This window comes from Pseudomonas sp. EL_65y_Pfl1_R83 (genome assembly GCF_963970695.1).
GTDB classification, from domain to species: Bacteria; Pseudomonadota; Gammaproteobacteria; order Pseudomonadales; family Pseudomonadaceae; genus Aquipseudomonas; species Aquipseudomonas tritici.
This window is the reverse complement of sequence record NZ_CAXAQI010000011.1, coordinates 110774-135637: the sequence shown is the minus strand read 5'-3', so window position 1 is coordinate 135637 and position 24864 is coordinate 110774. Positions and strand designations below refer to the sequence as shown.

At 56.4% G+C, this 24864-nt stretch carries 23 protein-coding genes; 7 read left to right on the top strand and 16 right to left on the bottom strand.

The window, feature by feature from the left end:
• Positions 1-25: 25 nt before the first annotated feature.
• The 10 genes from atpA to mnmG all read right to left on the bottom strand — a co-directional run bounded on the left by atpA (position 26) and on the right by mnmG (position 8731).
• The gene (gene atpA / locus AACY08_RS17335; RefSeq protein WP_003195831.1) at positions 26-1570 is read right to left on the bottom strand and encodes a F0F1 ATP synthase subunit alpha; all 1545 of its coding nucleotides are present in this window, start codon (positions 1568-1570) and stop codon (positions 26-28) included.
• A 21-nt stretch (positions 1571-1591) separates the two neighbouring features.
• Complete coding sequence (locus AACY08_RS17330) at positions 1592-2128, bottom strand: F0F1 ATP synthase subunit delta (protein WP_049710821.1); 537 nt, start codon at positions 2126-2128, stop codon at positions 1592-1594.
• 12 nt (positions 2129-2140) lie between these two features.
• Positions 2141-2611, bottom strand: a complete 471-nt coding sequence (locus tag AACY08_RS17325) for a F0F1 ATP synthase subunit B (protein WP_008439543.1) — start codon at positions 2609-2611, stop codon at positions 2141-2143.
• Between the two features lie 55 nt (positions 2612-2666).
• Complete coding sequence (atpE, locus tag AACY08_RS17320; RefSeq protein ID WP_002555987.1) at positions 2667-2924, bottom strand: F0F1 ATP synthase subunit C; 258 nt, start codon at positions 2922-2924, stop codon at positions 2667-2669.
• A 133-nt stretch (positions 2925-3057) separates the two neighbouring features.
• Positions 3058-3927, bottom strand: a complete 870-nt coding sequence (atpB, locus tag AACY08_RS17315; RefSeq protein WP_339470555.1) for a F0F1 ATP synthase subunit A — start codon at positions 3925-3927, stop codon at positions 3058-3060.
• A gap of 16 nt (positions 3928-3943) precedes the next feature.
• Positions 3944-4351 (bottom strand): F0F1 ATP synthase subunit I, encoded by a 408-nt coding sequence (locus AACY08_RS17310; RefSeq protein ID WP_003177069.1) that lies wholly within the window; start codon positions 4349-4351, stop codon positions 3944-3946.
• Between the two features lie 148 nt (positions 4352-4499).
• Positions 4500-5372 (bottom strand): ParB/RepB/Spo0J family partition protein, encoded by an 873-nt coding sequence (locus AACY08_RS17305; RefSeq protein ID WP_339470554.1) that lies wholly within the window; start codon positions 5370-5372, stop codon positions 4500-4502.
• A 9-nt stretch (positions 5373-5381) separates the two neighbouring features.
• The gene (locus tag AACY08_RS17300) at positions 5382-6179 is read right to left on the bottom strand and encodes a ParA family protein (protein WP_339470553.1); all 798 of its coding nucleotides are present in this window, start codon (positions 6177-6179) and stop codon (positions 5382-5384) included.
• Positions 6180-6197: 18 nt separating this feature from the next.
• Positions 6198-6842, bottom strand: coding sequence for a 16S rRNA (guanine(527)-N(7))-methyltransferase RsmG (gene rsmG, locus AACY08_RS17295; RefSeq protein WP_339470552.1), 645 nt, complete (start codon positions 6840-6842; stop codon positions 6198-6200).
• The gene (mnmG, locus tag AACY08_RS17290) at positions 6839-8731 is read right to left on the bottom strand and encodes a tRNA uridine-5-carboxymethylaminomethyl(34) synthesis enzyme MnmG (protein WP_339470551.1); all 1893 of its coding nucleotides are present in this window, start codon (positions 8729-8731) and stop codon (positions 6839-6841) included. The genes rsmG and mnmG overlap by 4 nt, the downstream gene beginning before the upstream one ends.
• A gap of 563 nt (positions 8732-9294) precedes the next feature.
• Between mnmG and AACY08_RS17285 the strand changes: the two genes are divergently transcribed.
• The 3 genes from AACY08_RS17285 (at position 9295) to AACY08_RS17275 (ending at position 13275) form a co-directional block, all read left to right on the top strand.
• On the top strand, positions 9295-9801 hold the full coding sequence (locus tag AACY08_RS17285; RefSeq protein WP_339470550.1) for a sigma-70 family RNA polymerase sigma factor: 507 nt from the start codon (positions 9295-9297) through the stop codon (positions 9799-9801).
• A complete protein-coding gene (locus AACY08_RS17280; protein ID WP_339470548.1) occupies positions 9801-10745 on the top strand; it encodes a FecR domain-containing protein in 945 nt (314 codons plus the stop codon). The genes AACY08_RS17285 and AACY08_RS17280 overlap by 1 nt, the downstream gene beginning before the upstream one ends.
• A 91-nt stretch (positions 10746-10836) precedes the next feature.
• Positions 10837-13275 (top strand): TonB-dependent siderophore receptor, encoded by a 2439-nt coding sequence (locus tag AACY08_RS17275; RefSeq protein WP_339470547.1) that lies wholly within the window; start codon positions 10837-10839, stop codon positions 13273-13275.
• Between the two features lie 17 nt (positions 13276-13292).
• On the opposite strand, the gene mnmE is transcribed toward AACY08_RS17275, so the two are convergent.
• From mnmE to rpmH, 5 genes are all read right to left on the bottom strand, one after another.
• Complete coding sequence (mnmE, locus tag AACY08_RS17270; protein WP_339470545.1) at positions 13293-14663, bottom strand: tRNA uridine-5-carboxymethylaminomethyl(34) synthesis GTPase MnmE; 1371 nt, start codon at positions 14661-14663, stop codon at positions 13293-13295.
• 79 nt (positions 14664-14742) lie between these two features.
• Entirely contained in the window at positions 14743-16446 is a 1704-nt protein-coding gene (yidC, locus tag AACY08_RS17265) for a membrane protein insertase YidC (RefSeq protein WP_339418520.1), read from the bottom strand.
• A 2-nt stretch (positions 16447-16448) separates the two neighbouring features.
• On the bottom strand, positions 16449-16694 hold the full coding sequence (gene yidD, locus AACY08_RS17260) for a membrane protein insertion efficiency factor YidD (protein ID WP_083207160.1): 246 nt from the start codon (positions 16692-16694) through the stop codon (positions 16449-16451).
• Positions 16687-17091 (bottom strand): ribonuclease P protein component, encoded by a 405-nt coding sequence (rnpA, locus tag AACY08_RS17255; RefSeq protein ID WP_339470605.1) that lies wholly within the window; start codon positions 17089-17091, stop codon positions 16687-16689. The genes yidD and rnpA overlap by 8 nt, the downstream gene beginning before the upstream one ends.
• Positions 17092-17107: 16 nt before the next feature.
• Complete coding sequence (gene rpmH, locus AACY08_RS17250; RefSeq protein ID WP_003213577.1) at positions 17108-17242, bottom strand: 50S ribosomal protein L34; 135 nt, start codon at positions 17240-17242, stop codon at positions 17108-17110.
• Between the two features lie 585 nt (positions 17243-17827).
• On the opposite strand from rpmH, the gene dnaA reads away from it, so the two are divergent.
• The 4 genes from dnaA to gyrB are packed head-to-tail and all read left to right on the top strand — an operon-like array spanning position 17828 to position 24027.
• Positions 17828-19339: a chromosomal replication initiator protein DnaA gene (gene dnaA, locus AACY08_RS17245; protein ID WP_339418519.1), complete on the top strand. Its 1512-nt coding sequence runs from the start codon at positions 17828-17830 to the stop codon at positions 19337-19339.
• A 38-nt stretch (positions 19340-19377) separates the two neighbouring features.
• Positions 19378-20481 (top strand): DNA polymerase III subunit beta, encoded by a 1104-nt coding sequence (gene dnaN, locus AACY08_RS17240; protein ID WP_049710809.1) that lies wholly within the window; start codon positions 19378-19380, stop codon positions 20479-20481.
• Positions 20482-20501: 20 nt separating this feature from the next.
• Positions 20502-21605 carry a DNA replication/repair protein RecF gene (recF, locus tag AACY08_RS17235; RefSeq protein WP_339470544.1) on the top strand — a complete coding sequence of 368 codons (1104 nt, stop codon included), beginning with the start codon at positions 20502-20504 and terminating at the stop codon, positions 21603-21605.
• Between the two features lie 4 nt (positions 21606-21609).
• Complete coding sequence (gene gyrB / locus AACY08_RS17230) at positions 21610-24027, top strand: DNA topoisomerase (ATP-hydrolyzing) subunit B (RefSeq protein ID WP_339470543.1); 2418 nt, start codon at positions 21610-21612, stop codon at positions 24025-24027.
• A gap of 105 nt (positions 24028-24132) precedes the next feature.
• Here the strand turns inward: gyrB and AACY08_RS17225 are convergent, their stop codons facing one another.
• On the bottom strand, positions 24133-24855 hold the full coding sequence (locus AACY08_RS17225; RefSeq protein ID WP_339470541.1) for a response regulator transcription factor: 723 nt from the start codon (positions 24853-24855) through the stop codon (positions 24133-24135).
• Positions 24856-24864 lie beyond the last annotated feature (9 nt).

Sequence of the window (24864 nt, the reverse complement as noted above, 5' to 3'; positions counted from 1 at the left end):
GGAGCCTTGCGGCTCCCGCTGCGGCTTACCAGGTTTGGGTGGCCTTGAACTTCTCGATACCGGCTTTCATGCCAGCGTCGATATCGTCATTGAAGTCACCCTTCACGTTGATCTTCGCCATCAATTCGGCGTGATCGCGGTTGAAGTAAGCAATCAGCGCTTGTTCAAAGCTGCCAACCTTGGCGATTTCAACGTCGGTCAGGAACCCACGCTCAGCGGCATACAGCGACAACGCCATGTCAGCGATCGACATTGGGGCGTATTGCTTCTGCTTCATCAGCTCGGTAACGCGCTGACCATGCTCAAGTTGCTTACGGGTCGCTTCGTCCAGGTCAGAAGCGAACTGGGCGAATGCCGCCAGTTCACGGTACTGAGCCAGAGCGGTACGGATACCACCGGAGAGCTTCTTGATGATCTTGGTCTGAGCGGCACCACCCACACGGGATACCGAAACACCGGCGTTCACAGCAGGACGGATCCCGGAGTTGAACATGGCCGATTCCAGGAAGATCTGACCGTCGGTGATGGAAATCACGTTGGTCGGAACGAACGCGGAAACGTCGCCAGCCTGGGTTTCGATGATCGGCAGTGCGGTCAGGGAACCGGTTTTGCCGGTCACTGCGCCGTTGGTGAACTTCTCTACGTATTCTTCCGAAACGCGGGATGCACGCTCCAGCAGACGGGAGTGGAGATAGAACACGTCGCCTGGGTAAGCTTCACGGCCTGGTGGACGGCGCAGCAGCAGGGAAATCTGGCGGTAAGCCACTGCTTGCTTGGACAGATCGTCATAAACGATCAGCGCGTCTTCACCGCGGTCGCGGAAGAATTCACCCATGGTGCAACCGGAGTACGGTGCCAGGAATTGCAGCGCAGGAGATTCCGAAGCACTGGCAGCCACGATGATCGTGTTGGCCAGGGCGCCGTTTTCTTCCAGCTTGCGAACCACGTTGGCGATGGTCGATTGCTTCTGACCGATCGCTACGTAGACGCAGAAAATGCCGCTGTCTTTCTGGTTGATGATCGCGTCGATGGCCAGAGCGGTTTTACCGATCTGACGGTCACCGATGATCAGCTCACGCTGGCCACGGCCGACTGGGATCATGGCATCGACAGCCTTGTAGCCAGTCTGTACAGGCTGGTCTACCGACTTACGCCAGATCACGCCTGGAGCAACTTTCTCGACCGCGTCGGTCTCGGTGTTGCCCAGTGGACCTTTACCGTCAACAGGGTTACCCAGTGCGTCGACTACGCGACCCAGCAGTTCCTTACCCACCGGAACTTCCAGGATGCGGCCTGTGCACTTGGCGCTCATGCCTTCAGCCAGACTGGTGTACGCGCCCAATACAACGGCACCTACGGAGTCTTGCTCCAGGTTGAGGGCCATACCGTAGACGCCGCCCGGAAACTCGATCATCTCGCCGTACATTACGTCGGCCAGACCGTGAATCCGCACGATGCCGTCAGATACGCTGACGACAGTGCCTTCGTTACGGGCTTGGGAGGTCACATCGAGCTTGTCGATGCGGCCCTTGATAATTTCACTTATTTCGGAAGGATTGAGTTGCTGCATTGCTCTGCTGCCCCTTCAAACTCAAGATTTCAATGCTTCGGCAAGATTCGCGAGTTTGCCGCGAATCGAACCATCGATAACCAGGTCGCCGGCGCGAATGATGACACCACCAATCAGGGTGGCATCCTCCGCAACTTGCAGGCGCACTTCCCGGTCGAGTCGTGCACTGAGAACCTTGGCGAGTTTGTCTTGCTGTTCTTGGTTCAATGCGAAAGCACTGGTCACTTCAACGTCTACCGACTTCTCTTGCTCGGCCTTGTACAGGTCGAACAGAGCGGCAATCTCCGGCAAAAGCAGGAGACGGTCGTTTTCGGCAACGACGTGCAAGAAGTTCTGCACTTTCACATCAAACTTGTCGCCGCACACGTCAATAAACGTGGCGGCCTTGTCTGCGCTCGTCAGTCGCGGGGCCTTGAGCACGCGCTGCATTGTGTCGTCTTGCGACACTGCTGCAGCCAGGCCGAGCATGGCTGACCAAGAGGCCAGCTGCTGGTGGGCCTGGGCGTGCTCGAAGGCTGCCTTAGCGTAAGGTCGGGCCAACGTGGTCAATTCTGCCATGATCGCCCTCGCTTAAATTTCAGCAGCCAGTTTGTTAACCAGCTCCGCGTGCGCGTTTTGATCGATTGTGGCGCCCAGGATCTTCTCAGCACCGCCGACGGCCAGAGCACCCAGTTGGGCACGCAGCGCATCTTTGACACCGTTCAGTTCCTGCTCGATCTCGGCCTGAGCCTGAACCTTCACACGGTCAGCGTCGATACGGGCTTTTTCAACAGCCTCTTCAACAATCTGGTTACCGCGTTTCTTGGCTTGCTCAATGATCTCGGCTGCTTGGGCTTTCGCTTCGCGCAGTTGCTGACCCGCTTTATCTTGGGCCAACTCCAGGTCGCGAGCTGCTCGGGCTGCAGCGTCCAGTCCATCCGCGATCTTCTTCTGACGTTCGTGCAGAGCTGCGATGACCGGAGGCCATACGAACTTCATGCAGAAAACGACAAAAATCAAGAACGCTAAGGACTGACCAATAATGGTTGCATTAATGTTCACGCCAATACCTCGCTCATTCGTTGCACAACACACCAATCACTCGAAAAACGAGTGATTAACCGGCGAGTTGACCAACGAAAGGGTTCGCGAAGGTGAAGAACAGAGCGATACCAACACCGATCATGGTCACGGCGTCGAGCAGGCCGGCGACGATGAACATTTTAACTTGCAGCATTGGAACCATTTCTGGTTGACGCGCGGCGCCTTCCAGGAATTTGCCGCCCAGCAGGCCGAAACCAATGGCAGTACCCAGGGCGCCCAGGCCGATCAACAGTGCAACAGCGATAGCGGTTAGACCAACTACAGTTTCCATCTTTCCTCCCGACTTTTACGTCGTATGGTTTAGGTTTTTTAGATTTTAAAGCGGTAAAACAAATCGTTTCATAGCCCTGGTGGGCCACCTTCCCGTTTCACCGGGAAGGACATCAGACTAGTCGAGACTGGCCTTAATGGTTCTCTTCGTGCGCCATCGACAAGTAGACGATGGTCAGCATCATGAAGATGAAGGCCTGCAGGGTGATGATCAGGATGTGGAACACAGCCCACGCCCACTGCAGAACGATGCCCAGGCCGCTAAGCCAGAGCAGGCCGCTGCCGAACATCACAGCGATCAGAATGAACACCAACTCGCCGGCATACATGTTGCCGAACAGTCGCAGAGCCAGGGAAATCGGCTTGGCGATCAGGGTCACGAATTCCAGCAGGAAGTTCACCGGGATCAGCAGGGCTTGAACAAAGATGTTCTTGCTGCCGAAAGGGTGCAGGGTCAGTTCGCCGATGAAGCCGCCGATGCCCTTGATCTTGATGCTGTAGAAAATGATCAGCGCGAACACCGACAGGGCCATGCCCAGGGTAGCGTTCGGGTCAGTGGTCGATACCGCGCGGAATGGGATGTGCGGATCGCCCGAGATCAGGGTGGCCAACTGAGGAATCCAGTCAACCGGGATCAGGTCGACGGCGTTCATCAGGAACACCCAGACGAAGATGGTCAGTGCCAACGGTGCAATCACCGGGCTACGACCATGGAAGCTGTCTTTCACGCTGCCATCGACGAATTCGACCAATACTTCAACGAAGTTCTGCAAAGCACCTGGTTGACCGGAAGTTGCCTTCTTTGCCGCCATGCGGAAAATCAGAACGAAGATCAGACCCAATGCGACCGACCAGCCCAGAGTATCCAGGTGGAAAGCCCAGAAACCCATTTCTTTGGCTTCTGCTGCGGAGTGGGCGAAGCCCCAGCCGCCATTAGGAAGCTGGCCGAAGGTCAGGTTCTGCAAGTGGTGCTGGATATAGCCCGAAGCGGTTGTTTCTGCCATGGTTGCCTCAAACGCCCTAAGGTTTCGAAAGTCTTGTTTTCATTAGCAGGGGAGCGAACCAGCTGACCAGTTGGGTCAACACGAAGACGCCGAATACAGCCAGCGGCGCCAATGGCTTCACACCTGCAAAGGTCAGTGCAAACAGCACTGCCGTCAAAATCAGTTTCCCCGCCTCGCCAGCATAAAAAGACCGGACGATAGCCTGAGCTGCTCGGGCGCCGGAAAACCGAAAGGCCCTGTGAGCAAAATACATATTGGGCAGCAAGGCTATCAGGCCTCCGCAGAGTCCTGAATATCCGGCTACGACTCCATGCCCGTACCAAAGCGCCAAAGCGGCGATCAGTAAAATCACAAATTGAGCCAATAAAACCGGAAAAACGGCCAAGCGATGGAACGGCAACGTGTTTGGCGTGCGGGTTTCCATCACTTTTGCTCCTCAATGGTCGGCTGCCGGAAATCAATAACTTGGCATAATTTGTGCCGACAAAATGCGCGCAGAGTATAGGGGCGGTTCAGCCCCTATTCAACTGCCGGGTAGTGATTTCCGATCGCGCGCTACATGAGCAAATGTTTCAGCGGATGTGAGCAAGAACACCCTGAAGCTCATCCAGCGAGTTATACCCGATAACCAGTTGCCCTTTGCCCTTCTTGCCGTGACGAATTTGCACCGAAGAGCCCAGCCGCTCGGCCAGGCGCTGCTCAAGACGCGCGATATCCGGATCAGGTTTGGCCGTTTCGACCGGTGCAGGTTTGCCGCTGAGCCACTGGCGAACCAGCGCCTCGGTCTGACGAACGGTGAGCCCGCGTGCGACAACGTGTCGCGCCCCCTCAACCTGTTGATTTTCCGGCAAACCGAGCAAGGCACGCGCGTGGCCCATCTCCAGGTCGCCATGGGACAACATGGTCTTGATGACTTCCGGCAATGCGATCAGGCGCAGCAAGTTGGACACGGTCACGCGGGACTTACCCACCGCGTCCGCGACTTGTTGCTGGGTCAACTGGAATTCCTGCTGCAGACGCTGCAAAGCGATCGCTTCTTCGATCGGGTTGAGGTCTTCACGCTGGATGTTCTCGATCAACGCCATGGCGATGGCGGTTTCATCCGGCACATCGCGCACCATCGCCGGGATGGTTTCCTTGCCAGCCTGTTGGCTCGCGCGCCAGCGGCGTTCACCGGCGATGATCTCAAAACGGCCGTCACCAATCGGGCGCACCACGATTGGCTGCATCACGCCCTGGGCCTTTATCGAATTGGCCAACTCCTCTAGCGCCTGGGGGTCCATGTCCCGGCGTGGCTGGTATTTGCCGCGCTGGATCAGGTCCAGGGGCAGGTGTTGCAGCTCGCGCTCGTCGGCCTGCACCGCTTGTTCTTCAAGCGATGTGACGGTCGGACCACTCAGCAGTGCATCCAGTCCACGTCCGAGACCTCGTTTCTTGACGGCCATGGGGATTCCTTAAGTTGGCTGGGCTGCAGCGGTGCGTAAGTTGCGGCGTTGGCGACGAACCATCTCGCCGGCCAGTGCCAGGTAAGCAATGGCACCGCGCGACGTTTTGTCATAGGCCAACGCGGGCATGCCATAGCTTGGCGCTTCGGCAAGGCGGATGTTGCGTGGAATCACAGTGTCGTACAACTGCTCGCCGAAGTGTTCCTTGAGCTGCGCGGACACATCGTTCATGAGGCTCAGGCGCGGATCGTACATCGTACGCAGCAAGCCTTCGATCTGCAGGTTCGGGTTGAGCAACTCGGCGATACGCTTGATGTTATCCACAAGGTCGCTCAAACCTTCCAGTGCGAAGTATTCGCACTGCATGGGGATAATCACCCCATCGGCGGCCACCAACGCGTTGAGCGTGAGCATCGAAAGCGAAGGTGGGCAGTCGATCAAAATGTAGTCGTAGTTCTCGCGGATCGGCGCCAATGCGCTGCGCAGACGGCTTTCTTTCATCTGCATTTCAAGCAGCACCACTTCCGCCGCGGTCAAATCGCGGTTCGCCGGCAGCAGTTGATAACCGCCGTGTTCGGAGTAGTGCATGGCCTGGCCCAGGTCGCACTCGCCAATCAGCAAGTCGTAGACTGAGTTCTCCAGGCCGTGTTTATCCACACCGCTACCCATTGTGGCGTTGCCCTGTGGATCGAGATCGATCAACAGCACCCGGCGCTTGGTTGCGACCAGGGATGCTGCGAGGTTGATACAGGTGGTGGTTTTACCCACGCCACCTTTCTGGTTCGCTATCGCGAATACCTTAGCCATTCTTGCTTGTGTTCCCAATCATGCCGTGCGGCGCAGTATCAGCAGATGGCGTTGGCCTTGGCAACCGGGTACGGCCAAGGCGTGTTCGCCATCGAGGTGGAAGTCTGCCGGCAATGCTAACAGCTCGTCGCTGGGATGAACGCCCTTCATTGCCAGCCAGCGCGTGTCACGGTCGCCAAGGTGGCGGGTCCAGTTACTGAAGTTCTCCATGCTGCTGAACGCCCTGGAAACAATTCCGTTGAAGGGCCGCTCAGGCGTGAAGTCTTCGACGCGGCTGTGGATAACCTGCAGGTTGTCCAGTTTGAGTTCAAGTTTGACTTGGGTCAGGAAGCGGGTTTTCTTGCCGTTGCTGTCAAGACAAGTCACTTGCGACTCAGGAAACAGGATGGCTAGCGGGATGCCAGGCATGCCGCCGCCACTGCCCACGTCCAACCAGCGACCGTTTTCGATGAATGGCATCACGCTCAAGCTATCGAGCAAGTGACGCGACACCATTTCATCAGGATCACGCACGGCAGTCAGGTTGTAAGCTTTGTTCCACTTGATCAACAGGGCAAGGTAGCCCAGCAGCAATTCGTGCTGGGCCGGGGTCAGGTCGACGCCCAACTGGAGCGCCCCTGTGGATAACTCTTCGGCGTGTTGCGAGGTAACAGACGAACTCAAGCGCTTTGCTCCAACTGACGGCCCGCGCCGCGTTTTTTCAAATGAATCATCAACAGCGAAATGGCTGCCGGGGTGACACCGGGGATACGTGACGCCTGCCCCAAGGTTTCTGGCCGAGTTATCCCCAGCTTGCTTTGAATTTCTTTCGACAGCCCGGAAATCCCGGTGTAGTCGATATCCACAGGCAGCTTGGTGTTTTCACTGGCGCGCAACCGAGCGATCTCGTCCTGCTGGCGGTCAATGTAACCGGCGTATTTGGTCTTTATTTCGACCTGCTCGGCAACCTGCGGGTCTTCCGCGCCTTGGCCAGTCACTTCGACCAAGCCTGTGTAGTCGATTTCCGGGCGCGATAGCAGGTTCAGCAAGTTGTATTCGTGGGTCAGCGGCGTGCCGAATTTTTCGGCGATCGCGTCGCCCTGCTCGGTGCCCGGGCGAACCCAAGTGCTTTTCAGGCGCTGCTCTTCAAGCGTAATGCTTTCGCGTTTTTTGCAGAAAGCTTCCCAGCGTGCATCATCGACCAGGCCTAGCTCACGGCCTTTTTCGGTCAGGCGCAGGTCGGCGTTGTCTTCGCGCAGGATCAATCGGTATTCCGCCCGGGAAGTGAACATTCGGTACGGCTCCTGGGTACCCAGGGTAATCAGGTCGTCGACCAATACGCCGATGTACGCCTCATCGCGGCGCGGGCACCAGCTGTCTTTGCCTTGCGCGCGCAGTGCCGCGTTTGTCCCGGCCAGCAAACCTTGGGCGCCGGCTTCTTCGTAACCGGTGGTGCCGTTGATTTGCCCGGCGAAAAACAAACCGCCGATGACTTTGGTTTCCAGGCTGTACTTCAGGTCACGCGGGTCGAAGTAGTCGTACTCGATGGCGTAGCCCGGACGCACGATGTGTGCGTTTTCCATACCGCGAATCGACTGCACGATCTGGATCTGTACGTCGAACGGCAGTGAAGTGGAAATCCCGTTCGGGTAAAGCTCGTGGGTGGTCAAGCCTTCGGGCTCGATGAAGACCTGGTGGCTTTCCTTGTCGGCAAAGCGGTGGATCTTGTCTTCAATCGACGGGCAATAACGCGGGCCGATGCCTTCGATCACCCCGGAATACATCGGCGAACGGTCGAGGTTCGCCGCGATGATTTCGTGGGTGCGCGCGTTGGTGTGGGTGATCCAGCAGCTGACCTGTTTGGGGTGCTGTTCTTTGGAGCCCATGAACGACATGACAGGGATCGGTGTATCGCCGGCTTGCTCGGTCATCACCGAGAAATCCACTGAACGCCCGTCGATACGCGGCGGTGTCCCGGTTTTCAAACGGCCGACGCGCAGCGGCAATTCACGCAGGCGTTTAGCCAGGGCGATCGAGGGTGGGTCACCCGCACGGCCGCCGGAATAGTTCTGCATACCGATGTGGATAAGTCCGCCGAGGAACGTACCGGTGGTCAACACCACGGATTCTGCGTGAAAACGCAGGCCCATCTGCGTGACAACACCGCGTACCTGGTCTTGCTCGACGATCAGGTCATCCGCTGCCTGCTGAAATATCCACAGGTTCGGCTGGTTTTCCAGGGTTTCGCGTACCGCGGCCTTGTACAGGATGCGGTCGGCTTGAGCCCGGGTAGCGCGTACGGCCGGGCCTTTGCGGCTGTTGAGCACGCGAAATTGAATGCCACCTTTGTCAGTAGCCATGGCCATCACGCCCCCAAGGGCGTCGATTTCCTTGACCAGATGGCTTTTACCGATCCCACCAATGGCGGGGTTACAGCTCATGGCGCCGAGGGTTTCCACGTTATGCGTCAACAACAGGGTTTTGACACCCATGCGTGCTGACGCCAGTGCTGCCTCGGTACCGGCATGACCGCCGCCGATGACGATCACTTCAAAACGGGAAGGGAAATCCACCACGCACCTCGTGCCTGCTTATGTAGGTAATCAGGAATTGTCTGTTGAAAGAGATTGGAGCAATGCCGGCAAGTATAGGGACTTAGCCCTTGCTAAAGAACCCTTTGCACAAAATTTAACCAGCTGTGGATGAATCACAGACAATAGAAATTAAAAGAGAGAGATTTATTAAATCTTTGTTTTTATGTTTATTTCTACTGAGCACCTTTTCTGTGGATAGATCTCTATAAGCCTTTATTTACAGTGTGTACAGAGATTCAAAAGTCTGTGGTCATGTGCCAGTGAGGCCCTTGGATAAGCGGCTTAAGCCTGTGGATTAAACAGGTGGTTATCCACAGGCAAGTTTTTACTCAGGTTTCAGGCCCTGTTATCAACTGGGCACAAGGGCGGTTATTCACAGGGCTTAATCCACAGAAATCGGAGCAACAGTGTGAATTTCGCCCACATGGAGGCCAACCCAATCCTCAAATTCGTTGGTAAGCGCAGAAAGTAGAGATCTATTGTGAGAACACCGTAGAGCAGTTAATAATAGCGATTATCATTAACCTACTTCGTCATGCCCTATGTCCCCTTCTTCACACACGGTTGCAGTCCAGCACATCTATGAGCAGCACCATTCCTGGTTGCACGGGTGGCTCAAAGGGAAGTTGCATAACGCGTGCGATGCGGCCGATGTGGCGCACGATACGTTCGTGCGGATACTAGGCGGACGGCATGCGTCGCAGATCGTTGAACCACGGGACTATCTGGCGACCATCGCCAGGGGCCTAGTGATTGATCGTTATCGCCGGCACGCCATCGAACAGGCCTACAGACAAACACTGGCTGAACGGCCTGAAGCCACCGCCATCAGTGAAGAAGACAAGGCCATCATCATCGAGACGCTGGTGGCGGTGGATAAAGCCCTGTTCAGACTCGGCGAGCGGGCGCGGCGGATTTTCATGTTGTCGCAGATCGAGGGGCTGACTTATCAACAGATCGCCAATCAACTGCAGGTGTCACTGACGACAGTGAAGAAGCACATGATCCGGGCATTGACTGAGTGTTCGCTGATCATGGCCAGCTTGTAATGGCTATTCCCGATCGCAAGACCTTCGAGTCCGCAGCCAGTTGGTATGTGCAATTTCAATCCCAACCGGCTACACCCGCAGAACGCCTGGCCTGGCAGCAATGGCTCAACGATGATCCGGCCCATCAGGCGGCCTGGAACCAGATAGAACAGTTACAGCGCAGTCTTGGCGCCCTGCCCCAGGATTTAACCCGCCGTGCATTGTCGACCACGCAGCAACGTCGCCAGGTACTGAAGTGGATGTTGGTGTTGGGCGGTACCGGGTACTTGGGCTGGAATGTTCAGCAACACACGTCTCTGGGCGATGTATTGGCCGACTACAGGACCTCCGTGGGTGAACGCCGGCGTATCGAATTGGCCGATGGCACGCGGCTTGATCTCAACACCGGCACGTCGATTGATGTGGTGTTCGACGGGCGTCAACGTTTGATCCGCCTGCGCGAAGGTGAAGTACTTATCCACACGGGAAAATTCGGTGGGCACACGCCCTTTTATGTCGAAACCCGCCAAGGGCGAGTCCAGGCATTAGGTACCCGATTTACCGTGCGCCAACTCTCGGACACCACACGTGTCGGAGTGCTAGAGGATCGCGTGAGCGTGTCGCCAGGTGACCAGCCCAGTCACGGCCGCTTGCTCGGAGCAGGTGAAAGCGCTGACTTAGATCGCCAAAACGTAGGGCCAAACACTGCGTATCGCGGCTCCCAGGCTGCCTGGGTGGATGGCCAGTTGATCGTATTGGATGCTCGGCTCGGGGATGTACTCGACGAGCTCGCGCGTTATCGACCCGGCGTATTGCAATGCGACCTGGCTTCGGCACGTCTGCGCGTTTCCGGTACTTTTCGCCTGGATTCAACGGAAGCGGTACTGGCCAATCTGCAAGCGACCTTGCCGATCAAAGTGAAGTATTTCACTCGCTATTGGGTTTCGGTGAAGCGAATCGGCTGACTGGAAAAATTATCCGTAAGGGGGTTATCTTTTTTTTGCCTGGCGCGGCCCTTCAGGTAATCACGACGCAACCTTCAGGGCTAACCCACCTATGCGCCTCCCTACCAAGTTTCGCCAGCGGCTCTCCTACCACAGTTTGACCGGCAGCCTACTGCTCAGTACTGCAGCCACGGCCGGTGTTTTGCTATCAACCGGCGCCATGGCTGCCAGCGCGGTGCAACACTACGCTATTGCGGCAGGCCCGCTGGATAATGCCTTGAGCCAATTTGCAGCCAGGGCGAATGTGATTCTGTCTTTTTCGCCCCAGCAAACCACGCGTTTGAACACGCCGGGGTTGGAAGGTGACTATTCGGTGGATCAAGGCTTTGCGCTGCTGCTGCAAAACTCAGGATTGCAGGCGGTAGTCCAGGCGCCCGGCAGTTATGTCCTGCAGGCCATACCTGCTGGTGAACTCACACTGGCGCCCACCACGGTAAGCACTTATCAACAGGCTGGTTTCAATCAGGAGATCGCCGGTGACGTGGGCTACAAGGCGCAAAACAGTCGTATCGGCACCAAGACCAGCACGCCTTTGTCAGAAACACCGCGTTCGGTTTCGGTTGTCACCGGCCAACGCATCAAGGACCAGAAGTCGCAGACGCTGACTGAAGTATTGGGCTATGTGCCTGGCATCTTCGCCCCCCCTTTTGCGGCCGGCGATGGCTTGGCAGGTGACCTGTTCTTCATCCGCGGTTTCAACGCCACGGATTACGGCTACGGCCTACTGCGAGACGGCCTACGCGTACAAGGCAACCGGTACGACACCACTAGCGAGCCTTACGGCCTAGAACGAGTCGAAGTATTCCGCGGCCCGTCTTCTCTGCTCTACGGTGAAAACGCACCAGGTGGCTTGGTGAACCTGGTCAGTAAACACCCGACCGCCACGCCGCAAGGTGAGGTGCAACTGGGTTACGGCTCAAATAACCGACGCCAAGTGGGTGTGGATATCTCTGGCCCTCTCAATGACAGCGACAACATTCTTGGACGGGTGGTGATGCTTGGCCGCAAGTCCGATACACAGACCGATCACGTCCCGGACGATCGACTCTACATTGCGCCTTCCCTGACCCTTAATTTCGACGACTACAACACCCTCACCCTGTTGGCGAATTACCAAAAGGACCACACCAACCTCGAACTTGGCCTACCAGCCGCAGGTACCTTGCTTACAAACCCCAATGGCAAGCTGTCCAAGCACACCATGCTCGGTAACACGGACTGGAACACCTTTGAACGCGAATCCTGGAGTACTGGCTACGAATTCAGCCACAGCTTCAACAACGATTGGCAGTTCCGCCAGAATTCGCGTTATATGCAGTCGCGCATAAACCGTCATGAAACCTGGCCTGGTGCGTTGAATAACCGTGGCTTCGGCACTCAACTGAACATGACCGCCTACGACCGCTACAACAAGTCGATGGTCTACTCCCTGGATAACCAACTGGAAGGCAAATTCCAGGTCGGCGAGCTGGAAAATACCGTGCTGTTCGGCGCGAGCTATGACCGCACCTCGTTCAACCAGGACTGGGACGCGGGCTTTGCCGGGACCATCAATGTGTATAACCCGGTGTACCTGCGAGACCCGCTGACCCCTGTGGCTGTGCAAAACACCTTGCTCGAACAACAGATGAAAGGGGTTTATGCACAGATCCAGAGCAAGTATGACCACTGGTTATTCTTGCTCGGCGGCCGTCAGGACTGGGTCGACAGCGATTTTCGCGACAAGGTGAGCAAGGCCAGCAACACAGGCTCCGAGGACCGCAAGTTCACCTACCAGGGTGGGGTGATGTACCAGTTCGACAATGGGCTGACGCCCTATGTCAGCTACTCCACTGCGTTCGTCCCGGTGCAGCAGATTTCCAACGCGGGTTCACCGTTAAAACCGATCACCAGCAGCCAATACGAAGTGGGCGTGAAATACGAGCCGATCGGATGGGATACGGCGATGACGGTTTCGGTGTATGACTTGCGCAAGCAGGACGACACTTACCTCGATGCCACCACCAACAGCTATCGCCAAGTCGGCGAAAGCCAGGCCAAGGGCGTGGAAGTTGAAGTGAACAGCGCCATCAGGCCTAACCTGAATGTGACTGCTGCCTACACCTACACTGACGCGCGGATTACCAAGGATTCGGCCACCTCTCTGGTTGAGGGGCACCAGATGACTGGCGTGCCACGTAACCAAGCGTCGATTTGGGGCAAGTATCGCTTCCTCGACAATCAACTCAAAGGTCTGTCCCTGGGGGGTGGCGTGCGCTACTTCGACAGTACGTTTTCCTACACGGCACCCAGCCTTTACGGAAAACTGGATGCCGGCAGCGTGACGCTCGTAGACGCTGCAGTTGGCTATCAAATCGACAAAAACTGGTCAGTCGATTTAAACGCCAAGAACCTGTTCGACAAGGAATATGTGTCTGGTTGCAACGATGCAGGGCGTTGCTATTGGGGGGACATCCGTACCTTGCTCGGTACGGTGTCTTACACTTGGTAAGGTTGTGGATAACTCGGTTATTTACCGATGCAGAAACTGGAGAAGATCCGGCCCAACAAATCATCGGAACTGAATGCGCCGGTGATTTCCCCCAACAGCTGCTGCGCCTGACGTAAATCCTCAGCCAGCAACTCCCCTGCGCCCGCCAGGGTTAATTGTGCCCGACCGTGTTCCAAGGCTGCGCTCGCGTGGCGCAACGCCTCCAGGTGCCTGCGGCGCGCACTGAAGCTGCTTTCCGAGGTCTGCTCGTAGCCCATGCAGGCCTTGAGGTGATTACGCAGCAATTCCAAGCCATCACCTGCTGACTTTGCGCTGAGGCTGATAGTGACATGGCCATCCGCGCTGGTTTCCATCGCTATGGCTTCACCCGTCAAATCGGCTTTGTTGCGAATCAACGTGACCTTGGCCGGGTCTGGGCGTTGCTCGAGGAATTCCGGCCATAGGGCGAAAGGATCCACAGCTTCGGGCGCCGTCGCATCCACCACCAGCAACACCCGATCCGCTTCGCTGATGGCCTTAAGGGCGCGTTCCACGCCGATCTTTTCGACCTGGTCATCGGTATCGCGCAAACCCGCAGTGTCAACCACGTGCAGTGGCATGCCGTCGATGTGGATATGTTCGCGCAGGATATCCCGGGTCGTGCCGGCGATCTCAGTGACGATGGCTGCTTCACGTCCCGCCAGTGCGTTGAGCAGGCTGGATTTGCCCGCATTGGGCCGTCCAGCGATCACTACCGTCATTCCATCACGCAACAAAGCGCCCTGCCCGGCTTCGCGCAGCACTGTGGATAACTCGTCGCGAACCTTATCCAGCATCGCCAATACGTGGCCATCGGCAAGAAAGTCAATTTCTTCCTCGGGAAAATCAATCGCCGCCTCGACGTAGATACGCAGGCTGATCAATTGCTCGGTCAAGTGATGCACACGCAGGGAAAACGCCCCCTGCAGCGAGCGCAATGCATTGCGCGCCGCTTGTGCAGAACTGGCTTCGATTAAGTCAGCGATCGCTTCGGCCTGAGCCAGGTCGAGCTTGTCGTTCAAAAACGCGCGTTCGCTGAATTCTCCTGGGCGGGCCAATCGGCAGCCCAATTGCAGGCAGCGCTGCAACAACATATCCAACACGACGGGGCCGCCATGGCCCTGCAACTCGAGGACGTCTTCGCCGGTGAAGGAATTTGGGCCCGGGAAATAAATTGCCAGGCCTTCGTCCAATACGCTTTCGTCAGCATCCAGGAACGCGCCGTAATGCGCATAGCGCGGCTTCAACTCACGACCGCTGATGGCCTTCGCTGCCAAGCCCGCGAGCGGCCCGGAAATTCGAACGATACCGACACCACCGCGACCTTGAGCGGTAGCGACAGCAGCGATGGTTTCACGAGGAGCGCTCATCAGCAGGTTCCAGAACAAAAGTGACGGAAAGCAAAACGCCCCACTAGGGGGCGTCTTGAGTGGTTATCCACAGAGTAAATTACGCCTCGGCTTTTTTGGTAGCCGCTTCGATTTTACGTGTGATGTACCACTGTTGAGAGATCGACAACACGTTGTTGACTACCCAGTACAGCACCAGACCCGCTGGGAACCACAGGAAGAAGAAGGTGAAGATGATTGGCATCATTTTCATTACCTTGGCCTGCATCGGGTCCGGCGGAGTCGGGTTCAGACGCTGCTGGATAAACATGGTTGCGCCCATGATGATCGGCAGGATAAAGAACGGGTCTTTGATCGACAGGTCAGTTATCCACAGCATGAACGGTGCTTGGCGCATTTCCACGCTTTCTAGGAGTACCCAGTAAAGCGACAGGAATACCGGCATCTGTACCAGAATCGGCAAGCATCCACCCAGCGGGTTGATCTTCTCTTTCTTGTACAGCTCCATCATGGCCTGCGACATTTTCTGCCGGTCATCGCCATGTTGCTCTTTCAGTGCCGCCAGTTTCGGAGCCACGGCACGCATGCGCGCCATCGACTTGTAGCTGGCTGCCGACAGAGGGAAGAAGATCCCTTTGATCAGCATGGTCAGGAAGATAATCGACCAGCCCCAGTTACCGACGATGCTGTGGATATGTTGCAGCAGCCAGAAAATCGGCTGGGCAATGAACCACAGGAAGCCGTAATCCACAGTCAGTTCGAGACCTGGGGACAACTCTTTCAGTACAGCCTGACTTTTAGGACCGGCGTACAGGGTAGCGCTGGTTTCTGCCTTGGCACCTGGAGCAACGGTCAATGCCGGGCCAGTGTAGCCAATGATGTAATTACCTTTGGTGTCCTTGCGAGCCGCAACCACATTGTTCTGGCCAGGCTGAGGAATCCAAGCGGTCACAAAGTAGTGTTGCAACCAAGCAACCCAGCCGCCATTCACGTTATAGGTGATCGGCGCCTTTTGTTTGTCTTCGTTGACCTTGTCGATATCTTTCATCGACACTTTTTTGTACGGCTCCGAACTTGTCCACAGGGCAGCGCCCAGGTAAGTCGCGGTGCCAGTGGCGGTGCTGGAAGACGGATCGGAGCTGGCATCACGCTTGAGCTGCGCAAACATCGCGCCGGTCCATGGCTGAGCGCTCTGATTGTCGATCAAATAGGTGACGACAACGTCGTACAGTCCACGTTTGAGGGTGAACCGCTTGATGTAGTTGACACCGTCCTTGCTGAACTTCAAGTCAACAACCAGTTGGTCCTGGCCGTCGGCCAGTTGGTAACTCTTCTTCTCCGAAGAGAAAACCGGACGACCGGTAGCGCTTGCATCGGGACCGTTCGTGCCGATCAGGCCACTTTGAGCCAGGTAAACACGCTCGCCACCGTTATCGAACAGCTGGAATGGAATTTCCGGGTGATCCTGACGGCGCGGATACAGCGGAAGCGTCAGCTTGGCAACATCGCCACCTTGCGGGTCGATAGCCAGGTCCAATACATCCGTCTTGATCTGGATGAGGTCCGTGCTGGCGGCAACTGGAACTTCGGCAGGTGCGTTTGTCTCGCCCGGTGCACGTGGAATGTCGTCACTGGCGGCAGTTTTGTTGCCACTTACTGTGTCGGGAAGCCCCGCAGGAACAGCATTGGCAGCAACATTCTGAGTCGGCAGGGCAGCTTGGCCGTAGTCCTGGTTCCACTTAAGAACCATGACGTAGGACACGATTGCCAGGGCGACGATCAGGATCGTGCGTTTAATATCCATGATTACTCGGCCATCGAAGAAGAACGGGAGGTAGGGATAGATGGAACCGGGTCATAACCACCGGGATTCCACGGATGACAGCGACCTAAACGACGAAAGGTCAGCCAGCCACCGCGCAGAAGACCATGATTTTCTATGGCCTCTAACGCGTAGCAGGAACAACTGGGGTAGAAACGACAGTGGCTGGCCATCAGAGGACTAATGGCATAGCGATAAAACTGGATCGGAACGATTGCCAGTTTACGCATCAAGGCTGTCTACCCCTACAGTTTCGGTGCTGACTTCTGGTACTGGCTTGTGGGTACGCGCCAAACGTTTCCAGAGCTTGTCGAAATGCTGAATCAATTCGGGGTTTTCTACGTCCCCCAAGCCTTTGCGCGCGACGATAACAATATCCCAACCAACCAGAGTGTCCTGGTGGAGGCGAAACGATTCGCGCATCAGACGCTTGAGGCGATTGCGCTCAACGGAGAGCTTTACGCTCTTCTTGCCGATCACCAACCCAAGACGGGGGTGATCAAGATCGTTGTTACGCGCAAGGAGCAGGAGATTTTTCCCCGGAACCTTGCCGGTGGGGGAGTCAAAGACTGCCTTGAAATGCCGGGGGGTCAGCAAACGCTTTTCCCGACTGAAGTCCTGACTCACCACCAGTACCGGATTATCAAACTGCCAGACGCGCACGACCTTTGGCGCGACGACGCGACAGGACAGCACGGCCGTTCTTGGTAGCCATGCGAGCACGGAAGCCGTGAGTGCGGGCGCGTTTGATGGTGCTTGGTTGGAAAGTACGTTTCATGGCGTTGTTACCTGGTTCGTCCACAACGGGCCGGAATGGCCCCCGTTTTAAGAGACCGGCGATTCTAGAGAAAGCAAGCCTCTAGGTCAATTTCCAACCAGCTTTTCCTTCAATTAGATCTCTAGGCGCCATTTGGCCTTTTCTGTCTGCTTGGCCTTCAAGGGCAGTGGCATAGATATAAAAATAAAGAAGGAAGTTATTTAAAGCTTTTCTGTAAAGCTTATAAAAGCTAGGCAGGCCATCCTCTGTGGATAAGTACCTTTAGCCCATATTCCACGTGATGTACAGAGAATGACAACACGGGGGAGAAACGGTGCTCTGCCTGTGCTGCGCTGTCGGATAAGCTGTGTGTGGAATGGCTTGTTATCCACAGGCCAGTTACCCACAGACTTTAGCCCCCACTTGTACAACGACCTTAGGTACGCTTATCCACAGAGCTTATGCACAGACCATTGGTCGACTTTTTTACCGTTAAGACGTTGATTTTGGCTGGCCTCTGATCAACCTACATGTGGATAAGTGGGCGGCTCGCCGCTACAATGGCGGCTGTTTTTGCCTCACCGGCTTTCAACTTAGGGGATATCCGTGTCAGTGGAACTTTGGCAGCAGTGCGTGGAGCTTTTGCGCGATGAGCTGCCTGCCCAGCAATTCAACACCTGGATCCGTCCGCTACAGGTCGAAGCCGAAGGCGACGAGTTGCGTGTCTACGCGCCCAATCGTTTTGTCCTCGACTGGGTCAACGAGAAGTACCTGAGCCGCGTTCTCGAATTGCTCGACGAACAGGGTAATGGCGTTGCGCCTGTGCTTTCCTTATTAATAGGCAGCAAACGTAGCTCCGCACCTCGTGCTGCGCCGAATGCGCCGTTGGCCGCTGCTGCGTCGCACGCTCAGGCCGCTGCTGCACCGGCCCCCAGTGCACCTGCGCCGACAGCCTCCAAGTCCTCTGCGCAAAAGAATGCAGCACAGCATGAAGAGCCGTCCCGTGACAGTTTTGACCCTATGGCCGGTGCCGCCTCTCAGCAAGCACCGGTTCGCGCTGAACAGCGCACCGTGCAGGTCGAAGGTGCGCTCAAGCATACGAGTTACCTGAACCGCACGTTTACCTTCGAGAACTTCGTTGAGGGTAAATCCAACCAACTAGCTCGTGCAGCTGCCTGGCAGGTAGCCGATAACCCCAAGCACGGCTACAACCCGCTCTTCCTTTATGGCGGCGTTGGCTTGGGTAAGACTCACTTGATGCACGCTGTGGGTAACCACCTATTAAAGAAGAACCCGAATGCCAAGGTCGTGTACCTGCACTCGGAGCGCTTCGTGGCTGACATGGTCAAGGCCTTGCAGCTCAATGCCATCAACGAATTCAAGCGGTTCTACCGTTCGGTTGATGCCTTGCTGATCGATGACATTCAGTTCTTCGCCCGCAAGGAACGTTCCCAGGAAGAGTTTTTCCACACCTTCAACGCCCTGCTAGAAGGCGGCCAACAGGTCATCTTGACCAGTGACCGTTATCCGAAAGAAATCGAAGGCCTGGAAGAACGCCTGAAGTCGCGCTTTGGCTGGGGCCTGACCGTAGCTGTAGAGCCGCCGGAACTGGAAACCCGTGTCGCGATCCTGATGAAAAAGGCCGACCAGGCCAAGGTCGACTTGCCGCACGACGCGGCGTTCTTCATCGCCCAACGCATTCGTTCCAACGTACGTGAGCTGGAAGGCGCGCTCAAGCGGGTTATCGCGCACTCGCACTTCATGGGTCGCGACATCACCATCGAGCTGATTCGCGAATCCCTCAAAGACTTGTTGGCACTGCAGGACAAACTGGTGAGTGTGGATAACATCCAACGCACTGTGGCCGAGTACTACAAGATCAAGATTTCCGACCTGCTGTCCAAGCGCCGTTCGCGTTCGGTAGCGCGTCCCCGTCAGGTGGCCATGGCGCTCTCCAAGGAGCTGACCAACCACAGCCTGCCGGAAATCGGTGATGTGTTTGGCGGGCGTGACCACACGACGGTCTTGCACGCATGCCGCAAGATCAATGAACTTAAGGAATCCGACGCGGATATTCGCGAGGACTACAAGAACCTGCTGCGTACACTGACAACTTGATGACACCAGCGCAGCTTATTAAGGCAAGGGACTAGACCATGCATTTCACCATTCAACGCGAAGCCCTGTTGAAACCCCTGCAACTGGTCGCAGGCGTCGTCGAGCGCCGACAGACCTTGCCGGTGCTTTCCAACGTATTGTTGGTCGTCGAAGGCCAGCAGTTGTCCCTGACCGGTACCGACCTGGAAGTCGAGCTGGTCGGTCGTGTGCAGCTGGAAGAGCCTGCCGAACCTGGCGAGATCACTGTGCCTGCGCGCAAGCTGATGGATATCTGCAAAAGCCTGCCGAACGATGCGCTGATCGACATCAAGGTTGATGACGCGAAGTTGGTGGTCAAAGCGGGTCGTAGCCGTTTCACCCTGTCTACTTTGCCAGCCAATGATTTCCCGACCGTAGAAGAAGGCCCTGGTTCGCTAACCTGCAGCCTGGAGCAGAGCAAACTGCGTCGCTTGATCGAGCGCACCAGTTTCGCCATGGCGCAGCAGGATGTGCGTTACTACCTCAACGGCATGCTGCTGGAAGTGTCTGAAGGCATCATCCGCGCCGTAGCGACCGACGGTCACCGCCTGGCGATGTGCTCGATGCGCGCCGATATCGGTCAGCCAGACCGTCACCAGGTGATCGTGCCGCGTAAAGGTATCCTCGAACTGGCGCGCCTGCTCACTGAGCCGGAAGGTAATGTCAGCATCGTGCTGGGCCAGCACCATATTCGCGCGACCACAGGCGAGTTCACCTTCACTTCCAAACTGGTCGACGGCAAATTCCCGGACTACGAGCGCGTGCTGCCCAAAGGTGGCGACAAGCTGGTGATCGGTGACCGTCAGGCCCTGCGTGAAGCCTTCAGCCGCACCGCGATTCTTTCCAACGAAAAGTACCGTGGTATTCGTCTGCAACTGGCCAATGGTCAGCTGAAAATCCAGGCCAACAACCCAGAGCAGGAAGAAGCGGAAGAAGAAGTGGGCGTCGACTACAACGGCGGTTCGCTGGAAATTGGCTTCAACGTGAGCTACCTGTTGGATGTGCTGGGTGTGATGACTACCGAGCAGGTTCGCCTGATCTTGTCGGACTCCAACAGCAGCGCCCTGGTGCAGGAATCCGATAACGACGACTCGGCTTACGTTGTCATGCCGATGCGCCTGTAATCATGCTCAGCAGAAGCTAGATGTCCCTCAGTCGCGTCTCGGTCACCGCGGTGCGCAATCTGCACCCGGTGACCTTCTCCCCTTCTCCCCGCATCAATATCCTCCACGGCGCCAATGGCAGTGGCAAAACCAGCGTGCTGGAAGCCATTCACTTGTTGGGGCTTGCCCGTTCCTTTCGCAGTGCCCGCCTATTACCGGTCATCCAGTATGAACAATTGGCGTGCACGGTGTTTGGCCAGGTCGAATTGGCTGAGGGGGGGCACAGCAGTCTTGGGATATCCCGTGATCGCGGCGGAGAGTTCCAGATTCGCATTGATGGGCAAAATGCTCGCAGTGCTGCGCAGTTGGCGCAAATCCTGCCACTGCAACTGATCAACCCTGACAGCTTTCGTCTGTTGGAAGGCGCGCCGAAAATCCGTAGGCAATTCCTCGATTGGGGAGTGTTCCACGTGGAACCGCGTTTCATGGCCACTTGGCAGCGCCTGCAGAAGGCCCTGCGGCAGCGGAACTCATGGCTGCGGCATGGTACACTTGACGCCGCTTCGCAAGCGGCCTGGGACCGGGAACTGTGCCTGGCCAGCGACGAAATAGATGAATACCGCCGTGCCTATATCAAAGCCTTGAAACCAGTCTTTGAGCAGACCTTGAGTGAGTTGTTGGACCTCGAGGGCCTGACGTTGAGTTACTACCGTGGTTGGGACAAAGAGCGTGAGCTGAGTGCTGTGCTCGCGACGTCCTTGCAGCGGGATCAGCAAATTGGCCATACCCAGGCTGGACCCCAACGGGCTGACTTGCGTCTTAGATTAGGCGCTCACAATGCTGCGGACATTTTGTCCCGTGGTCAGCAAAAGTTGGTGGTGTGTGCACTGCGAATCGCCCAGGGCCATTTGGTTAGCCAGGCCCGGCGCGGTCAGTGTATTTATCTGGTGGATGACTTGCCGTCCGAACTCGACGAGCAACATCGCCGCGCGTTATGCCGCTTGTTGGAAGAATTACGCTGCCAGGTGTTTATCACCTGTGTAGACCACGAATTATTGAGGGAAGGCTGGCAGACGGAAACGCCAGTCGCTTTGTTCCACGTGGAACAAGGCCGTATCACCCAGACCCACGACCATCGGGAGTGAAGGCATGAGCGAAGAAAACACGTACGACTCGACCAGCATTAAAGTGCTGAAAGGTTTGGATGCCGTACGCAAACGTCCCGGTATGTACATTGGCGACACTGATGACGGTAGCGGTCTGCACCACATGGTGTTCGAGGTGGTCGACAACTCCATCGACGAAGCTCTGGCCGGTCACTGCGACGACATCAGCATCATCATCCACCCGGATGAGTCTATTACCGTGCGCGACAACGGTCGCGGCATTCCGGTAGATGTGCACAAAGAAGAAGGCGTTTCGGCGGCAGAGGTCATCATGACTGTGCTCCACGCCGGCGGTAAGTTTGACGATAACTCCTATAAAGTCTCCGGTGGTTTGCACGGCGTAGGTGTGTCAGTCGTGAACGCGCTGTCCGAAGAGCTGATCCTGACTGTTCGCCGTAGCGGCAAGATCTGGGAACAGACCTACGTGCACGGTGTTCCAAAAGAACCGATGAAAATTGTCGGTGACAGCGAAACTACCGGTACGCAGATTCACTTCAAACCGTCTGACGAAACCTTCAAGAATATCCACTTCAGCTGGGACATCCTGGCCAAGCGTATTCGCGAACTGTCCTTCCTTAACTCGGGTGTGGGTATCGTCCTCAAGGACGAGCGCAGCGGCAAGGAAGAGCTGTTCAAATACGAAGGCGGTCTGCGTGCGTTCGTTGAATACCTGAACACCAACAAGACTGCGGTCAACCAGGTGTTCCACTTCAACATCCAGCGTGAAGACGGCATCGGCGTGGAAATCGCCCTGCAGTGGAACGACAGCTTCAACGAGAACCTGTTGTGCTTCACCAATAACATTCCTCAGCGCGACGGTGGTACTCACCTGGTGGGTTTCCGGTCCGCACTGACGCGTAACCTCAACACCTATATCGAAGCCGAAGGTTTGGCCAAGAAGCATAAAGTCGCCACTACCGGTGACGATGCTCGCGAAGGCCTGACGGCGATCATTTCGGTGAAAGTGCCAGATCCTAAGTTCAGTTCCCAGACTAAAGACAAGCTGGTGTCTTCAGAAGTGAAGACCGCAGTGGAACAGGAGATGGGTAAGTACTTTTCCGACTTCCTGCTGGAAAACCCGAACGAAGCCAAGCTGGTTGTCGGCAAGATGATCGATGCTGCACGCGCCCGTGAAGCCGCGCGTAAAGCCCGTGAGATGACCCGTCGTAAAGGTGCGCTGGATATCGCCGGCCTGCCGGGCAAACTGGCTGACTGCCAGGAGAAAGACCCTGCCCTCTCCGAACTGTATCTGGTGGAAGGTGACTCTGCTGGCGGCTCCGCCAAGCAGGGTCGTAACCGCCGTACCCAGGCCATCCTGCCGTTGAAGGGTAAGATCCTCAACGTCGAGAAGGCTCGCTTCGACAAGATGATTTCCTCTCAGGAAGTCGGCACCTTGATCACGGCGTTGGGCTGCGGTATTGGCCGTGACGAGTACAACATCGACAAGCTGCGCTATCACAACATCATCATCATGACCGATGCTGACGTCGACGGTTCGCACATCCGTACCTTGCTACTGACCTTCTTCTTCCGTCAGTTGCCGGAGTTGATCGAGCGTGGTTACATCTACATCGCCCAACCGCCGTTGTACAAAGTGAAAAAGGGCAAGCAAGAGCAATACATTAAAGACGACGACGCCATGGAAGAGTACATGACGCAGTCGGCTCTGGAAGACGCCAGCTTGCACTTGAACGACGAAGCGCCGGGCATCTCCGGTGAGGGGTTGGAGCGTCTGGTTAACGACTTCCGCATGGTGATGAAGACCCTCAAGCGTTTGTCGCGCCTGTACCCTCAGGAGCTGACCGAGCACTTCATCTACCTGCCAGCCGTGAGCTTGGAACAGTTGGGCGATCATGCGCACATGCAGGATTGGCTGGCCCAGTACGAAGTGCGCCTGCGCACCGTCGAGAAGTCTGGCCTGGTGTACAAAGCCAGCCTGCGTGAAGACCGTGAACGTAACGTGTGGCTGCCGGAGGTCGAGTTGATCTCCCACGGCCTTTCCAACTACGTCACTTTCAACCGCGACTTCTTCGGCAGCAATGACTACAAGACAGTGGTTACCCTGGGCGCGCAGTTGAGCACTCTGCTGGATGACGGCGCTTATATTCAGCGTGGCGAACGCAAGAAGCAGGTCAAGGAATTCAAGGAAGCCCTTGACTGGCTGATGGCTGAAAGCACCAAGCGCCACACCATCCAGCGATACAAAGGTTTGGGCGAGATGAACCCCGATCAGCTGTGGGAAACCACCATGGACCCCTCCCAGCGTCGTATGCTGCGTGTGACCATCGAAGACGCCATTGGCGCAGACCAGATCTTCAACACCCTGATGGGTGATGCGGTCGAACCTCGTCGTGACTTCATCGAGAGCAACGCGTTGGCGGTTTCTAACCTGGACTTCTGATTCAGATAATCGCAAACACAAAAAAGGCCAACGCTTAGCGTTGGCCTTTTTTATTGAGTGCAGATTGGTGACTTTCCAAATGCTCCACGTGGAACACCATCATTTTCAGTCTTGAGATACCGCTGCCACACTCTCCAACCGATACCCATACCCGTAGATCGTCAGCAACTGCCAACCTCGGTCTGCGGTCAACCCCAGCTTGTTGCGCAGCCGATAGATATGGGTATCGAGCGGCCGCGACGAGACCATTTCTTCATGGGTCCAGAACCGCTCGTAGAGATACTCTCGGGACAGTGGCCGCGCCAGGTTGGCAAACAAGCAGCTAGCCAGACGATACTCACGTTCGGTGAGGTTGATCGGTTTACCCGCGCGCGTCACGGTCAGTTCAGCATCGTCAAAGGTCAGGTCATTAAAGCTCTGTACTTCGTGAGTTGCTGACTTCTGCAGGCCGTGGCGACGTAGAACCGCGGTGACCCGTGCTTTCAACTCATTGGGACGAAAGGGTTTGCTGACGTAATCATCGGCGCCACTGTTCAGTGCGGTGACGATATCGCTCTCGGCATCACGGCTGGTGAGCATGATTACCGCTGGTGGCGACTCCATGTGTTCACGGGTCCAGCGCAGCAACGCGATACCGGTGATGTCCGGCAGGTGCCAGTCGAGTATCAACAGGTCGAAGGTTTCCCGACGCAGTTGGCGTAACAGGTCTTCACCGCGTTCGAAGCAATGCAGGGTCCAGGGCTGTTCGGCGGTACTGGGGATCTGTCGCAGTGTCTGTTCCACCCGTCGCAATTCCGCGGGCTCGTCATCCAGTATTGCGACACGCATGGGTGGGTC